Raw genomic sequence first — 12,621 nt, forward strand, 5'->3', positions numbered from 1 at the left:
CCGGGTTCAAATCCCGGCAGCTCCACCACAACCCCCTACCTGTTTCCGCAGGTAGGGGACTTTTTCTTACCCCTCCACGACACGCAAACCCCGTTTTTGGCTCATTTTTGGCTCACCTTCAAAAAGTCCAACCAGCGACGCGGCGACGCCATCCAAATCCGTATCGAACAAATCCGCGTATGTGTCCAACGTCATAGAAGCAGTCGCATGCCCCAACTGCCTTTGCACAACTTTCACGTTCGCACCCGCCGACACCATCAACCCCGCAGCCACATGCCGCAACCCATGCGGGGTGACGCGCGGGAAATCCGGGTCTCTCATTTGCGCCCTGCGCACCGCGTGGGGGAGCCAACCCGTCGTGCCGTTCACCCGCTGCATGGGGGCACCATCCTGGCCGGGAAAAAGCCACGCCCTAGCCGGACGCCCCTCAACAAGGGGTGCAAGCATCCGCAGCACCGGCAGCATCACGGCGACTTCCCGTTCCTCATGAGTTTTCGGGGTGCCCACTTCCACGGTGCCGCCCAGCCACACAGCGTTGCGCCGCACGGCGATGCGCCCGCGCTCCAGGTCCACGTCCCCCACTTGCAGGCCTGCTAGTTCGCCCCATCGCAGGCCTACGGTGGCCAACAGCCACACAATCGGTGCGCGCTCACCCGCGCAGTCCGATAGCAGCTCCACTTGCGCGGGCGTCAAGTACACATGCCGGGGCTTTGCCTTACGCGGAAGATTCACACCCTTTGCGGGGTTAGCCGGAATCAATCCGTCAGACACGGCCACCCCGAGGATCTGCGACAGGATGGAATGATAGTGCCGCACCGTGGCCGCGCTTTTATCCATGCCGCCCACCCACGCTTGTACTTCACTGGGTCGGATGCTGGCCACCTGGCGGTGCCCCCACATGGGCAGCACCCCCGCGTCTAGTCGCTCACGGTCGTGTTTCAGCGTGGACGGCTTGAGATGCTGGCGTCCCGCCCACCAGGTGGCGGCGACCTGCTCCACGGTTGTGCGCCCGGCCTGCGGGTCAATCCACGCCCCGGTGGTGATGCTGGTCGCGTTCGCGTCCGCCCAGGCTTGTGCTTCGATTTTGCGGATGAAGCCACGCTTTTGGCGGCGCTTGCCGTCCGGCCCGGTGTACTGGACGCGGTAGCGGGTGCCTTTTGCGCTCTCATATTTCGTCACTGTGGCCATTTGTGGTACTCTTCCTTTGCGACTGGGATGATGGGTGAGTCTCTCGGACGTATGGTGTACGAAACCCCCCGGGTTAGGGGATAGCCCGGGGGGTTTTGGCGTGCCTACTGGCTGGTGTCGGACGCCGCCGCGTCTTCCAGTACAGCGGCAATAATCTCTTCGTCGATCAGGGTGCGCACCGTGCCGGATTCCTTATCGTCCGGGGTGACAAAGCACCGCACTTCGTGCTTATCCTCCATGCCGAACGCGTTTTTTGCTTTCATGGTGAGGTCCACCTGCCATGCCTGGCCATCGTCCACGATGGTGAGGTCTTCGTTCTTGTTGTACCGTTCCCACTTCACGCTATCGGGGTAGTTCGCGCGGAGTGCGGCCTGCTGCTTGCAGAGGGCTGCGGCGGCAAACCGATCCATGTCGTTCACGTGGTCTTTGTCGTTCTTCCGCTTATCTTCCTTGCCCTTTTCCTTAGCCTTTTCTTTGGGCTTACTTTCGTCCATGGCGGGCGGGGCGTCTTCCACGGGCGGCGTTGCCACCGGCGACGGCGACGGCGACGGTTCAGCCGGGGGCGCGTCAGGCGCGGCAGTCACGGTCACGGTGGTGGTGGCCGTCGTGGTCTTAGTCACGGCAGCGGGGGTGCCGTCGCTGCTCTTCCCGCACTGGGTCAACAGCAGCAGGAAGATGACGCCCAGGCCAATGAGGATTTTCTGGGTGCGACTGCGCGCCTGCCACCAGGCTTTCACGCGGGCCACACGCCCCGGCTTAGCATCCTGCGGGGTAGGGGGAATCGGATTGGTCATGGGTGATCCTTTCGGTTCAGAGTGCGCCACACCTCCACTAGGTGAGTGGTGACGCCCAATTCTTTGGCGATGCCCCCGGGGTGGGGGCCGTGGTCGAATTCCGCCGCCGCGTACGCATCCGGGGGGATAAGCAGCCGCGCGGCGTACTGGTCTGCTTCACGCTCTTGCCGCGCGTGCAGCCATGCGGGCGGGGTTGACACGTGCCCGCAGGCCGCGTGCCCAAGTTCGTGCGCTAAGGTGCAGCGCTCCACCACGGGGTGCAGGTGCGGGCGCAGAACAATCATGCTGCGCTCTGCCACCCACAATCCCTTGTAGGGAAGCTGCGGGTTGTAGGCCACCCGCACACCCATGTGCGCGGCTATCGCGTGGAGCTGGTCGAGATTAGGGGCCGTCGTGGTAGTCGTCTTCACCCTCCTGCGGTTCATCTGGGCTGGTGTCCGCAGCATAAGACTCACCCCGGGAACCGATATCCGTAAATATCGAATCCGTGGGCGAAAAATCCGCATCCACCTGCGGATTCAGGCGAACAACATTGTCCACGCCTACCGCGTCCGTCAACTCCAGACTTCCCTCATCCGTCCGCGTCCACAACTCATCCATAAGCGCGCGGGTGGAGATCTTCCGCAGCTCTACGGATGCGCGGGCGCTGGCTGCTTCGTCTGCTTCCAGGTGTCCGGTGTTGACCAGCTGGTCGACGGGGTTGAGTCCAGCGCCGCGCGAAATGTCGCGCACGACTTTCATGTCCAGCCCCGCGTCCGTGCGCAGCTGGCGGGAGACCGTGGAGGGGGCAACACCTCCCTGCTGTGCGGCTTGTGCGCGGGTGTGGACACCTGGCAGGCCGTCTATCCATGCTTCGTGATTGTGCGTCATGCCCCCAATTATTCCATTTTGGAACGTGCAGGTCAAGCCGCAAAAACCGGCCCGTATGGGGGTGGCTAAAACTACCCCCGCGACATGCCGATTTGCAGAATGGAACGAGCCGTGCCAAAATGGAATCAGCGCCGCAGGGAACAGGCCTCAACCGGAACTAGGAACTGCGACCGCAAGATGTTTGAGAACTGAATAGTGGAGCCAATAACAGTTTAGAAACTGGCCGCTCCAGATACCGGCCCGCACCACTCCCCAGGACGTGCATCAGGCCAACCCACCCCAGCCACATGGGGCACGGAGGAACACAGAGCGGCCCACAGCCCCTATAGCTCAACTGGCAGAGCAACCGGCTTTTAACCGGTGGGTTCCAGGTTCAAACCCTGGTAGGGGCACAAGCCCGGGGTTTTCGCCTTGCCCCGGGCCTCATACCACACGACCGAATGGCAACCGGCTGAGAATCGATGGGCCGCGATGTATCGCGATGAAACCCCACCCCACCAGCAGAAAAGGGAAACACCATGAAACTTGATCACAGTCTCCAGATCACCTCCACGACCACGGAGCTGCACCGCATCGCCCACGAAATCGGCACCCAGCTCTGGTGCGACGTCAAGCGCCTCCAGCACGGGCGGCTTCCCGAAGACGGCGACACCCTCAACGAGTTGCACGCGAAGTGGCAGGAAGCCAACGCGATGCTGCGCGACCTGGGTCGCGAAGCCCGCGCAGACGGCGCGTCTGTGGAAGACATTTCCGACACCATCGCCAACGCACCCATCAGCTAACCCCACCGAAAGGAAACACCATGCGTGAAGAAGTGGCCGCCCTTGTGGGCACCATCACCGAAATCCGCGAACTGTGCGACGAACTAGACAACGAACTCACCACGGGCTTCATTCCGGATAACAAGTACTTCTGCGACCTCATTTACCTGGCCGAAATGCTAAGCCAGCAGTGTGAGGACGGCGAAGTTCTCTACCGGGTGCTGGCCAACGACCACGGTGTTGACGCCGCCGCCAGCGCCATCATTGACGCCGCCCGGAAAGCCGGGGTGCAGCGATGAACGACCGTGAAACCCCCACCATGAATTCCCCCCTGTGGGCGCATATGGACCACATCCGGCACCGCATGGACTGCTGTGCGGACAACATCACCACAGTCCTGGATGAAGTCCACGAGCGGGCAAAGAACGTGGGGGAGCTGTACAACATCCGTATGCCTGCATGCGAAGACCTGCACAGCAATGTGGAGTACTACACCACGCTCATGGACTGGCTGATCATGATGGGCGAATACGCCCACAACGAGTTGGAGGATTTCGACAAGATGGGGCGCCACGGATGACCACGGACACCCTACCACCTAGCGCTAATCACCCCACCTACCGGGCTGCGTATCTCCAGCACCAGCAGGCGTTAGAGACCCTGTGGCGGTACACCGCCGAACTGTGGGAAGCGCGCCGGGCTATCGCAGCGCCGGAAAACCTGGGCGTGCCGATCACCCCGGCACAGGTGGCAGAAATCAACGAACTTGTGAACTACCAGGGGTGGGCCTATCAGGCCGCGCTCACCACCGCACCCCGCTGGGCGGTGGACCACACCATCTATCTCGCAACCGGGAGGAACCATCATGCATGAACTTGACACTATCGCCCGCCACCTGGGGTTGGTGGATGACACCCCACCCCACCCCAACATGACGTTTTGGGATTGGTGCGACCGGTGGGCGTACGCGCTCATTGCCACCGCAGGCCTGTGCGCCTATGTAGGTGGGGTGCTGGCCGTGGGCGGCGTGGCTGCAAAGGTGTTCGGCGTATGACCGGACACCCTGCGGCAACGCTCACGCTGGCCGCTGAAATCCTGGGCGTCACCCGGGATGAATTCATTACTGAGTATGTCACCCCCGGCAAGGTGCTGGTTCGTGAAATCGGCGGGGCGCGCCTGGTGCGCCTGGCAGATTTGGCGGAAGTCAACCCGGGGGCCTACAAGAAATGGGCAAAAGAATGAAAGCGATTGCTGTTTGGCAGGATGGGAACGTCACCTATCGGAGATTGGAAGACCATGAGGATATCGTGGTCACCCCCGCAGCGTCACCGGAACCCCCGCCGCAGGTCTTCACCTTTGACGGGCATCCCGTCCGCACCTTTGTCGATGAAACCGGCGAATGGTTTTGCGCAAAGGACGTAGCTGAAGCACTGGGCTACAAGCGCGCCCGCGATGCAGTGCAGCGCCACTGCAAAGGCATGGCAAAGGGGGCCGTGAAACACGGCCCCCTTGAAACCCCTGGCGGCACCCAAAACATGGCGTTCATCGCAGAACCGGATGTGATGCGCCTAATCGTCGCGTCCAAACTCCCCAGCGCCCAGCGGTTTGAACGCTGGGTGTTTGAAGAGGTCCTGCCCGCCATCCGCAAGCACGGTGCCTACGCTACCCCGGCGACGGTGGAAGCCATGCTGGCCGACCCGGCGACCATGATCCGCACTTTGCAGGCTTTGCAGGAAGAGCAGCGGGCGCGCCGGGAGGTGGAGCAGCAGAACGCGGAGATGCTTCCCAAAGCTGAGTACTTTGATACTGCCGTGGCGGATGAGGATTTGATTCAGTTCCGCACCGTCGCCAACCACCTGGGGATTCGTGAAAAGGTGCTGCGGGAGACTCTGGAAGCTAAGAGGTGGATCTACAACCGGCCTACGACGCGCTGGTCTAACACGAAGCGTCAGGTAGTGAACGTCAACCGCTGGCGCGCCTATGCGGATAAGCGGGAGTACTTCCGGCTTGTGGCGCGTCATGATGCCCCGCGTATCGCGGGGGAGGTTCAGCAGACGCTCAAGTTCACGCCGCGTGGCGAAGCAGCCGTGGCCCGCATGATGCGCCAGTGGGGCGTGGTGGGGGATGAACCACTGTGGACGTAGGCGTTTTCATCATTATCAGTGCCCTGATCCTCGTTGGTGTTGCGTCGTGGGAGTTGCGGCAGGCCACGCGTGCCCGCGCGGAGGTGGAGACCTGGCGGGGCGTGCAGGGGTGGCTTTGTATGCATCTTGCAGCAGTCTATGACGTGGAGGAAGTCGCGCCCGGCAGCGGTGTGACCATTGATGCTATCCGGGCGGAGCTGGACCGATTCTGTGACTGTGAGTTCTGTAGGCAGCGCCGGGGGTGGCGCGTGTGACTCACTACCTATTGAAGCCCCGGCCCGGCACTCTTGACGCTATCGCCCGGGCGATTGGGGCGGAAGACACAGAGCAGTTGGCCCAAAAACTGGGCGTCACAGTGACGGATGTGGACGCCCTGCGATATGGGCGCGCAGCACTCTCATACCGGGCCGCATATGCCGCCTGGCAGCTGATGGGCGCGCCCGCGTCACTGTGGACCTGGTTCGATAAGGAAACACCATGAGCAGACGAAGAGAAGCATTATTGCGGGAGATTGGCATCATCCTCGGACAACCGAAACTCATGCTCACCCTGCAAGAGTTCGCAACCGTCACAGGCCTGCCCTACAGCCGTGTGTGGGAGGAAGCCGCCACCGGCAGGCTCCCCACGGAGCAGCGCGAACGCGGAGGAAAGTACCGGGTTCACTACACGCAGGTAGCGAAGTTCCTGGGGCCGGAAGCATGAGCGACGAAATCGCCGAAACCCTCACATTCGACGGGGTGCGGATCCGCATCCTCCGCGACGAAGACGGTTCCCGCTGGTTCAGCGCCCGCGACGTGGCCCGCTCACTCAAGTACAAAAGGGGTTCCGCATCCATTCGGCATCTCTGCCCGGACCACCAGCGGGGCGAATACCGCCGAATCCGAAAGGCAACCCGGGGGTATGCCCGGGAGCCTTTCATCTCCGAGGATGACGTCATGGCCGTCGCAGCCAACAGCGGGATGCCCGCAGCCTACCTGCTGGGGCAAGCGGTGCGGCCCGAACCAGAGCCGAAACACGCGGCGGGCTACCTGCCGAACACGGTGGAAGCCCTGGAAGCCCTGGGCTTCACCCCAGATGACAACGCCTACTGGTGGGTGGGCGACTACCTCGACGCCACCGCCCAGCAGCGTTTTCAGGGCATCATCCGCGCAGGCATCTACGCGTGGGCTAGCCGCATCGCACTGCACATCACCCCGACCAGCATCAACTTTCAAGGCCTGCGGCGGCTGGCAAACCTCACAGCCGACGAAGCCGGTCAGGTGATCCGCTACGCGGAACTCACCCCCACTGGCGGCTGGTTCCCCCTGGAAGACACCATGCGGGCGCTCATGCCCCGGGGCCGGTGCAGCTACCAGGGCTGCACCCACCCCATCGCCATCTGGTCCGAACTGGGGCTATGTGACAATCATGAGCGTAACGCGCAACAAATCCTGAAAGAGACTCAATACTATGACGAAGCGAGAGCCGTACAGGCTAGAAGATCCTCCCGCACCTGGTACTGATGAATGGCGGAAGCTGATGACGGCTTCCAAGCTGCCGACCATCCTGCATGATGCGGACACCTACCTGGGGTTGGGGTACAAAACAGCGTTTGACACCTGGCTGGAAATGCGCGGACACGTCGAAGAACACCACAGTGACGCCACCCTGGCGATGTTCGCAGACGCCCACGACGCGGAGGATTACGCGGTGAACGTGTGGAAGCGCAAAAACCCCGGGTGGACCACCTCTAAGGGCGAAGTAGCCTACCGGAACCCGGCCCTGGATTTCCCTCACCTGGTGAGCCTGGACCGGGTAGCTAGGCGCGGGCGTGCCCGCCACATCATTGAAGTCAAGCGCCCCCAACGGCAGTTGGCCGCACCCCGTGAAGCCTGGATTATGCAGGTGATTTTCCAGATGGGGGTAAGCGGTATCCATGACGCGTCCATCGTTATGGTGCCCCGCTACGGTGAAAACAGTATTACCCCTGTGCCGTGGGACCCGGAACTGTTTGACGTGATGGTCGAACAGGCCCGTGAATTCATGGCCCTGGTTGAATCCGGCGACCCGCCTGAAATGGACACCAGTACCTACGCGAAGACGTGGCTGGCCGAAAGCAATCCGGTCAACGAGAGTGAACCCCCGGTGGAGCTGGACGGAGACCTGGCGGGGGAGTTGATCGCCGCGTGGGATGTTCTGCGGGATGCGGAAGCCCGCGTGACGGCCCTGGAGAATCAAGTGGCCGCGCAGCTGGGGGATGCTCCCGCAGGCCGATTCCAGGGCAGCACCCTGGTGTCACGCCGCGCGGGCACGTTCAGCGCTAGGCGATTGTCGGATGAGCAGAAAGCCCCCTACATGACGAAGTTGGCGCTGGATACGAAAGCGCTGCGAGCTGCGGAGCCAGACCTGTATGAGCAGGCCCGGGGCGCGGCCACTTACACGTTTAATCGAAAGGAATTCTTGCGATGAATGAAATTGCTACCACCAACGACGGCATGATGTTGCCGTCCGCCGCCGCGCATCAGAACCTGGCGGCGCAGGTGCAGAACATGGATTTGGCCTACCGGCTGGCAGAGCAGTTGACCAGCACCCAGCTGGTGCCCACCGCCTACCGGGGGAAGCCTGCGGACGCCGCAGCCGCCATCCTCTACGGTGCAGAGCTGGGACTGAATGCGCTCCAGTCGCTCCAGCAGGTGATGGTGATTAACGGGAAGCCCGGGGTGGAAGCCCGCACAATGGTCGCGCAGCTCAAAGCACGCGGCTACAAGTTCACCACCGTTGAGTCCACCCCGGAGTCCGTGACCGTGCGCGCCGAAAGTCCCCAGGGGGAAGTAGAAGAATCCACCTGGACCATGCAGCGGGCGACCACCGCAGGGTTCACGAAGAACAAGCTGTACCAGGCGCAGCCGGAAGCCATGCTGTACGCCAAAGCCGCCACGGAGGTGTGCCGCCGCCTGGCCCCCCACGTGCTGGGCGGTATGCCCTACAGTGCGGAAGAGCTGCGGATGGAATTCGCGCCGGAGCCGGTGCAGGCCACCGCCACGCGTACGGATAAGCCCGCTGCTGCGGATCGGCTCAAAGCCCTCAAAGCAGCCCCCGCGCCTGAAGACGCACCTGAGCCGGAGCCGGAACCCGCCGCTGAAACCCTGGATGCAGACACCCCGATTAAGGATGAGCGGGTGGAACAGTTCCACGAGAGCATCCGCGCCGCAGCCGACAGGCCCACCCTGAAAACGCTCATGACGCAGGCCGATGACTTGGGCCTGGGGGATGCAATCCGTGACGTGGCCCGCACCCGCTGGGCAGAGTTGGAGCCGAAGTGATCCAGTACCAAACCTTTATCGGCAGGCTGGTTGCGGACCCGGATTTGCGGTTTACGCCGAACGGGAAAGCCGTGGCAGAGTTCCGCATAGCGGAGTCTGATTCTCACAAGGATGAGCGTGGGAACTGGCAAACAACCAAACGCTTGTTCATCCCGTGTGCTGCGTGGGGGGAGCTGGCGGAGAGCGTCAACGCGCACTTGCGTAAGGGCGACCGTGTGGCAGTCACGGGGAAGCTGGAAACCCAGGAATGGGAAGCAAAAGACGGCACCAGTAGGTCCCGCATCATGCTGAACAGCGTGGTGGGGGTGTATCGCCACGTGGACCGGGTGCAGGGGCCAAACAACAACACAGGCGGCGGTGGCGGTGGTGGGTGGGGCAGCGCTACCCGCGATGAAGCGCCCCCGTTCTGATGGGGCGACCGTGGTGGCCACTGGCAAGCCCGGAGGGGATCGCCCTCTACGCCGCAGAGTACGGGCTAACCCTCACAGCAGCGCAGGCCGTCGCCATCTCCGACTTCCTGAAGTCGATGCGTGACGGCCCGCAACCACAAAGGAATGGAGGTGAACACGATGGTGTGGTTCCGGATTGACGATAATTTTCACTCTCATCCCAAGATTGAGCAGTTGCCGAACGGGGCCATAGGGCTGTGGGTGAAAGCGGGTAGCTGGTCGACGAAGTACCTCACGGATGGGGTGATTCCAGCCAGTGTTGTGCGCGGACTCAAGGGCACCCGCCCGCAGATTGATGCGCTAGTGCGTAGCGGCATGTGGGTGGAGATTGTGGGCGATTCCGGGCGCAAATCGTACGCGTTTCGCGACTGGGAGGATTACCAAACTCCACGTTCTGAGGTGATGGAAACACGTGCGAAACAGGCGCGAATCAAACGCGAATCGCGCGCGAATCAAACACGAATCAAACACGAATCGCACACCCAAAAATCCGATGACCAGCAGGGACGCGAAAATGTCCATGGTGGACTCCTGGACCCACAACCACATCCACTACCTAAAAGTGAAAAAGGGGAAGAGGGAAGTAAGACCTTTCCGCGTGACGCTCCCCCCTCCACGACTGGTGCGGGCGGTGGGGCCACGGCTGCGCCGGTGGCCTACGGCACCCCGGACGATCCCCGGTGTGCGACTCATGCAGGGTGGCCCCGGGAGCAGGTGCCCGCCTGTGGCGCGTGCGGCGACGCCCGCAGGGTCTGGCGGGAGCGGGAGCAGGCCACCAGGGACGCGGCCCGCGCAGCCGTTGACGCGTGCCCGTGGTGCAACGCGCTGGGCCTGGTGGAGGTCACAGCCGCCACCCCTGGCGGTAGCCCCACTCTGGCGAAGTGTGACCACACTGGTCCGCCCCGGCAGGCGGGCGGCGGCGGGGGGTTCACCCCCGTGAGCAGTCCGCAGGGGCGGCGTGAATTGATTGAAAAAGCTCTTGGAAAGGGGCAGTGACCATGCAAAACGATGAAACCCCCGCCTACTACCGGCTGGGCGATGTGGACGCGGGCGACGTGTGTGAACGGCTCACGTTTTGGGCTGGGAACGCGGTGAAGTACCTGGTCCGCAGCTCCCGCCTTGACGGCCACGTCAAGGGCGACCCACTGACTGGCCCGGTGGAGGATCTGCGCAAAGCCCGCGCCTGCATCAATCGGGAGTTGGCCCGCCTGGGGGGCAAAAGATGACTGACCAGCAGGTTTACCGCCTTCCACTGCCGTGGATGCGGCCACCGTTGACGCTGAACCAGCGGCTGCACTGGGCGAAAAAAGCCCAGCTCACAAAAGGGGTTCGGGGTAACGCCTACTGGCGCGCCGCACACCACCAGCTGCCCAAAGGGGTGGGCTACGCCCGGGTTCAGCTCCACTACCGGCCACGGGACCGGCGGCGGCGGGACACGGACAACCTGGTGCCCACGCTGAAAGCCCTGGCAGACGGGCTAGTGGACTACGGGCTGGTGGCGGATGACACGCCCGAGTTCATGGACAAACCCCAGCCGATTATTGAACCCCCGGCCCCGAAACAGCCGGGTTGCATGTGGCTGGTTGTCACCACGTGGCCCGAAAAACCCGCCTAGCTTCCCGCCTGAGCGCCTAACGCCCCGCGTCTGCTACCCGTGTGTGGGTGCGGGGTGTTTGGGGGCTTAAAACCCCCACTTTCACACCAATCGAAAGGATGACATGATGCTGCGAACCCTCACACTCGCCGCCACCCAAATCGCCCTAGCCGTCCTGTGTCTGAACTTTGACGGGTGGATTTCCGCCACCCTCGCAATCCTCTGGGCACTCCATGCAGGGGCCACCCTCCAACGAGGGCGAACAAACAATCTAGACCACGCAGTCTAGACCCAAACCCCAACCCCACCAACTGAAAGACATGCCACCATGGACAAAACATTCATCACCACCCACGCGCGGGAAACCCTCAACGACGCCATCGCAAACATCGAAAGCTGCAACCCCTACCAACTCGACTACTGCGCCCGACTCTGGTCCGCGGTACTCGAAACCGAAATCAGCCCCGATTTGGTCGCCCACCTCATCACCCTCTGGCACCTCGCAGACGTACGCGACGGCGCAACCCCCGCAGCCACCGCCCTCGCAATCTGCGACGCCATCCGACAGCGCAACTAACCCCAAGGAACCCCCATGGCATTTGAGATCCACGAATCGCCCCCACCAAACAAAAACCTCGACATCCCACCCACCAGCGACCCCGTGGACAGCTACGAACTGTACAGGGCACGCGCCGCCTACATGCAGGCCGTCCACGACCATCCCGGCATGTGGGTGAGCGCCACCCTGGAAGACGTACGCCCCGGCACCACAGACAAAAGCCCCACAGCCACCCGCCGCCACCTGAAAGGCCTCGCACGGGCCATCAACAGGGGCCACTACCCCTTTAGCGGCCAGCACGCCTACAGGTGCGTAGTACGCGACAACATCATCTACACCCGCCTAATCCCGGGGGAAGAGATGTACAACAACGGCCCCACCAACCCATAGGAGACACCCCATGCCTTTCACCACCCACGAAACACTCCCACCCCAGAAAATGCCCAGGCGAACCAAAGGCCTGCGCGAACTCACGGCCTACCGGGACGCCATGCACAAAAACCCCGGCCTGTGGATCGGAGCAGACTTCCACGACTTGCGCCCCGGGCAGCGCATCGCTTCCCACCGCTCCAACCCTATGAGCAGCATCGCCGTGCTCATCCGCAAACACAAGCACCCGTTTGATGACGGGCACACCTATGAAGCCTACTGCCGTGGCGTTCGGCTCTACGCCCGCCTGGTACCAGACGAAGAAAAGGAACAACAGTGAACCCCGCCATCGTCGCAAGCCGCCTGAAAGCCATCGCCGAAATCGCCGGCCCGCCCGGCACCCACGACTGGGAAACGTTCGACCCGCCCACCGTCATGGCCATCCGCCCCACCACCCCCGGCCACGCCAACCTCTGGGTGGAGACCACCCGCAACACCCTGGGCCACGAATGCGCAACCGTCCCTATCGGCAGGGAAACCGCGCTGCAACTTATCGCCGCCCTAGCCCACCACACCATCAAGTAAGGAGAA

Annotated in this window: 23 protein-coding genes and 1 tRNA gene; 20 read left to right on the forward strand and 4 right to left on the reverse strand. The window is 62.6% G+C overall.

Annotation, left to right across the window (positions count from 1 at the left end; translation table 11 throughout):
- Window positions 1-66: 66 nt before the first annotated feature.
- From C1Y63_RS10390 to C1Y63_RS10405, 4 genes are all read right to left on the reverse strand, one after another.
- Entirely contained in the window at window positions 67-1,188 is a 1,122-nt protein-coding gene (locus C1Y63_RS10390) for a site-specific integrase (RefSeq protein ID WP_106016385.1), read from the reverse strand.
- Window positions 1,189-1,292: 104 nt separating this feature from the next.
- On the reverse strand, window positions 1,293-1,982 hold the full coding sequence (locus C1Y63_RS10395; RefSeq protein ID WP_106016386.1) for a hypothetical protein: 690 nt from the start codon (window positions 1,980-1,982) through the stop codon (window positions 1,293-1,295).
- Window positions 1,979-2,428, reverse strand: a complete 450-nt coding sequence (locus tag C1Y63_RS10400; protein WP_369831047.1) for an ImmA/IrrE family metallo-endopeptidase — start codon at window positions 2,426-2,428, stop codon at window positions 1,979-1,981. Before C1Y63_RS10400 ends, C1Y63_RS10395 begins: the two co-directional genes overlap by 4 nt.
- Entirely contained in the window at window positions 2,364-2,852 is a 489-nt protein-coding gene (locus C1Y63_RS10405; RefSeq protein WP_106016387.1) for a hypothetical protein, read from the reverse strand. Before C1Y63_RS10405 ends, C1Y63_RS10400 begins: the two co-directional genes overlap by 65 nt.
- A 319-nt stretch (window positions 2,853-3,171) precedes the next feature.
- Here C1Y63_RS10405 and C1Y63_RS10410 point away from each other — a divergent pair.
- The 20 genes from C1Y63_RS10410 (at window position 3,172) to C1Y63_RS10505 (ending at window position 12,615) form a co-directional block, all read left to right on the forward strand.
- Window positions 3,172-3,244 (forward strand) — tRNA-Lys (locus tag C1Y63_RS10410).
- A gap of 126 nt (window positions 3,245-3,370) precedes the next feature.
- Complete coding sequence (locus tag C1Y63_RS10415) at window positions 3,371-3,634, forward strand: hypothetical protein (protein WP_106016388.1); 264 nt, start codon at window positions 3,371-3,373, stop codon at window positions 3,632-3,634.
- A gap of 20 nt (window positions 3,635-3,654) precedes the next feature.
- Window positions 3,655-3,912: a hypothetical protein gene (locus C1Y63_RS10420; RefSeq protein WP_106016389.1), complete on the forward strand. Its 258-nt coding sequence runs from the start codon at window positions 3,655-3,657 to the stop codon at window positions 3,910-3,912.
- Entirely contained in the window at window positions 3,909-4,193 is a 285-nt protein-coding gene (locus C1Y63_RS10425) for a hypothetical protein (protein WP_106016390.1), read from the forward strand. The genes C1Y63_RS10420 and C1Y63_RS10425 overlap by 4 nt, the downstream gene beginning before the upstream one ends.
- Window positions 4,190-4,486 (forward strand): hypothetical protein, encoded by a 297-nt coding sequence (locus tag C1Y63_RS10430; protein ID WP_106016391.1) that lies wholly within the window; start codon window positions 4,190-4,192, stop codon window positions 4,484-4,486. Before C1Y63_RS10425 ends, C1Y63_RS10430 begins: the two co-directional genes overlap by 4 nt.
- On the forward strand, window positions 4,479-4,667 hold the full coding sequence (locus tag C1Y63_RS10435; protein WP_106016392.1) for a hypothetical protein: 189 nt from the start codon (window positions 4,479-4,481) through the stop codon (window positions 4,665-4,667). Before C1Y63_RS10430 ends, C1Y63_RS10435 begins: the two co-directional genes overlap by 8 nt.
- On the forward strand, window positions 4,664-4,855 hold the full coding sequence (locus C1Y63_RS10440; protein ID WP_106016393.1) for a hypothetical protein: 192 nt from the start codon (window positions 4,664-4,666) through the stop codon (window positions 4,853-4,855). The genes C1Y63_RS10435 and C1Y63_RS10440 overlap by 4 nt, the downstream gene beginning before the upstream one ends.
- Window positions 4,852-5,757 carry a phage antirepressor KilAC domain-containing protein gene (locus C1Y63_RS13090; RefSeq protein ID WP_233195687.1) on the forward strand — a complete coding sequence of 302 codons (906 nt, stop codon included), beginning with the start codon at window positions 4,852-4,854 and terminating at the stop codon, window positions 5,755-5,757. The genes C1Y63_RS10440 and C1Y63_RS13090 overlap by 4 nt, the downstream gene beginning before the upstream one ends.
- Window positions 5,758-6,234: 477 nt before the next feature.
- Window positions 6,235-6,459: a hypothetical protein gene (locus tag C1Y63_RS10455; protein ID WP_146128935.1), complete on the forward strand. Its 225-nt coding sequence runs from the start codon at window positions 6,235-6,237 to the stop codon at window positions 6,457-6,459.
- Window positions 6,456-7,259 carry a Bro-N domain-containing protein gene (locus C1Y63_RS10460; protein ID WP_106016396.1) on the forward strand — a complete coding sequence of 268 codons (804 nt, stop codon included), beginning with the start codon at window positions 6,456-6,458 and terminating at the stop codon, window positions 7,257-7,259. The genes C1Y63_RS10455 and C1Y63_RS10460 overlap by 4 nt, the downstream gene beginning before the upstream one ends.
- A 16-nt stretch (window positions 7,260-7,275) precedes the next feature.
- Window positions 7,276-8,205, forward strand: coding sequence for a hypothetical protein (locus C1Y63_RS10465; protein WP_106016397.1), 930 nt, complete (start codon window positions 7,276-7,278; stop codon window positions 8,203-8,205).
- Window positions 8,202-9,059 carry a hypothetical protein gene (locus C1Y63_RS10470; RefSeq protein WP_106016398.1) on the forward strand — a complete coding sequence of 286 codons (858 nt, stop codon included), beginning with the start codon at window positions 8,202-8,204 and terminating at the stop codon, window positions 9,057-9,059. The genes C1Y63_RS10465 and C1Y63_RS10470 overlap by 4 nt, the downstream gene beginning before the upstream one ends.
- On the forward strand, window positions 9,056-9,469 hold the full coding sequence (locus tag C1Y63_RS10475; RefSeq protein WP_158256152.1) for a single-stranded DNA-binding protein: 414 nt from the start codon (window positions 9,056-9,058) through the stop codon (window positions 9,467-9,469). Before C1Y63_RS10470 ends, C1Y63_RS10475 begins: the two co-directional genes overlap by 4 nt.
- A gap of 150 nt (window positions 9,470-9,619) precedes the next feature.
- The gene (locus C1Y63_RS12575) at window positions 9,620-10,504 is read left to right on the forward strand and encodes a hypothetical protein (RefSeq protein ID WP_146128936.1); all 885 of its coding nucleotides are present in this window, start codon (window positions 9,620-9,622) and stop codon (window positions 10,502-10,504) included.
- A 2-nt stretch (window positions 10,505-10,506) separates the two neighbouring features.
- Complete coding sequence (locus C1Y63_RS10480; RefSeq protein ID WP_106016435.1) at window positions 10,507-10,734, forward strand: DUF3310 domain-containing protein; 228 nt, start codon at window positions 10,507-10,509, stop codon at window positions 10,732-10,734.
- The gene (locus C1Y63_RS10485; RefSeq protein WP_106016400.1) at window positions 10,731-11,123 is read left to right on the forward strand and encodes a hypothetical protein; all 393 of its coding nucleotides are present in this window, start codon (window positions 10,731-10,733) and stop codon (window positions 11,121-11,123) included. Before C1Y63_RS10480 ends, C1Y63_RS10485 begins: the two co-directional genes overlap by 4 nt.
- 307 nt (window positions 11,124-11,430) lie before the next feature.
- Window positions 11,431-11,679 carry a hypothetical protein gene (locus C1Y63_RS10490; RefSeq protein ID WP_106016401.1) on the forward strand — a complete coding sequence of 83 codons (249 nt, stop codon included), beginning with the start codon at window positions 11,431-11,433 and terminating at the stop codon, window positions 11,677-11,679.
- Between the two features lie 15 nt (window positions 11,680-11,694).
- Window positions 11,695-12,051 (forward strand): hypothetical protein, encoded by a 357-nt coding sequence (locus C1Y63_RS10495; RefSeq protein WP_106016402.1) that lies wholly within the window; start codon window positions 11,695-11,697, stop codon window positions 12,049-12,051.
- Window positions 12,052-12,100: 49 nt separating this feature from the next.
- Window positions 12,101-12,370 (forward strand): hypothetical protein, encoded by a 270-nt coding sequence (locus tag C1Y63_RS10500; protein ID WP_146128937.1) that lies wholly within the window; start codon window positions 12,101-12,103, stop codon window positions 12,368-12,370.
- Window positions 12,367-12,615 (forward strand): hypothetical protein, encoded by a 249-nt coding sequence (locus C1Y63_RS10505; RefSeq protein WP_106016404.1) that lies wholly within the window; start codon window positions 12,367-12,369, stop codon window positions 12,613-12,615. Before C1Y63_RS10500 ends, C1Y63_RS10505 begins: the two co-directional genes overlap by 4 nt.
- The last annotated feature ends 6 nt before the right edge of the window (window positions 12,616-12,621 follow it).

It is taken from the genome of Corynebacterium sp. 13CS0277 (assembly GCF_002994655.1).
Taxonomy (GTDB): Bacteria; Actinomycetota; Actinomycetes; order Mycobacteriales; family Mycobacteriaceae; genus Corynebacterium.

Excerpts from the sequence above, each read along its gene's own strand:
- C1Y63_RS10485 (WP_106016400.1), top strand. The coding sequence starts at position 10,731 with ATGACTGACCAGCAGGTTTACCGCCTTCCACTGCCGTGGATGCGGCCA.
- C1Y63_RS10460 (WP_106016396.1), top strand. The coding sequence starts at position 6,456 with ATGAGCGACGAAATCGCCGAAACCCTCACATTCGACGGGGTGCGGATC.
- C1Y63_RS10400 (WP_369831047.1), bottom strand. The coding sequence starts at position 2,428 with ATGCTGCGGACACCAGCCCAGATGAACCGCAGGAGGGTGAAGACGACT.
- C1Y63_RS10435 (WP_106016392.1), top strand. The coding sequence starts at position 4,479 with ATGCATGAACTTGACACTATCGCCCGCCACCTGGGGTTGGTGGATGAC.
- C1Y63_RS10455 (WP_146128935.1), top strand. The coding sequence starts at position 6,235 with ATGAGCAGACGAAGAGAAGCATTATTGCGGGAGATTGGCATCATCCTC.
- C1Y63_RS10425 (WP_106016390.1), top strand. The coding sequence starts at position 3,909 with ATGAACGACCGTGAAACCCCCACCATGAATTCCCCCCTGTGGGCGCAT.
- C1Y63_RS10470 (WP_106016398.1), top strand. The coding sequence starts at position 8,202 with ATGAATGAAATTGCTACCACCAACGACGGCATGATGTTGCCGTCCGCC.
- C1Y63_RS10405 (WP_106016387.1), bottom strand. The coding sequence starts at position 2,852 with ATGACGCACAATCACGAAGCATGGATAGACGGCCTGCCAGGTGTCCAC.
- C1Y63_RS10420 (WP_106016389.1), top strand. The coding sequence starts at position 3,655 with ATGCGTGAAGAAGTGGCCGCCCTTGTGGGCACCATCACCGAAATCCGC.
- C1Y63_RS10390 (WP_106016385.1), bottom strand. The coding sequence starts at position 1,188 with ATGGCCACAGTGACGAAATATGAGAGCGCAAAAGGCACCCGCTACCGC.
- C1Y63_RS10395 (WP_106016386.1), bottom strand. The coding sequence starts at position 1,982 with ATGACCAATCCGATTCCCCCTACCCCGCAGGATGCTAAGCCGGGGCGT.
- C1Y63_RS10440 (WP_106016393.1), top strand. The coding sequence starts at position 4,664 with ATGACCGGACACCCTGCGGCAACGCTCACGCTGGCCGCTGAAATCCTG.
- C1Y63_RS10415 (WP_106016388.1), top strand. The coding sequence starts at position 3,371 with ATGAAACTTGATCACAGTCTCCAGATCACCTCCACGACCACGGAGCTG.
- C1Y63_RS10500 (WP_146128937.1), top strand. The coding sequence starts at position 12,101 with ATGCCCAGGCGAACCAAAGGCCTGCGCGAACTCACGGCCTACCGGGAC.
- C1Y63_RS10480 (WP_106016435.1), top strand. The coding sequence starts at position 10,507 with ATGCAAAACGATGAAACCCCCGCCTACTACCGGCTGGGCGATGTGGAC.
- C1Y63_RS13090 (WP_233195687.1), top strand. The coding sequence starts at position 4,852 with ATGAAAGCGATTGCTGTTTGGCAGGATGGGAACGTCACCTATCGGAGA.
- C1Y63_RS10490 (WP_106016401.1), top strand. The coding sequence starts at position 11,431 with ATGGACAAAACATTCATCACCACCCACGCGCGGGAAACCCTCAACGAC.
- C1Y63_RS10465 (WP_106016397.1), top strand. The coding sequence starts at position 7,276 with ATGACGGCTTCCAAGCTGCCGACCATCCTGCATGATGCGGACACCTAC.
- C1Y63_RS10430 (WP_106016391.1), top strand. The coding sequence starts at position 4,190 with ATGACCACGGACACCCTACCACCTAGCGCTAATCACCCCACCTACCGG.
- C1Y63_RS10495 (WP_106016402.1), top strand. The coding sequence starts at position 11,695 with ATGGCATTTGAGATCCACGAATCGCCCCCACCAAACAAAAACCTCGAC.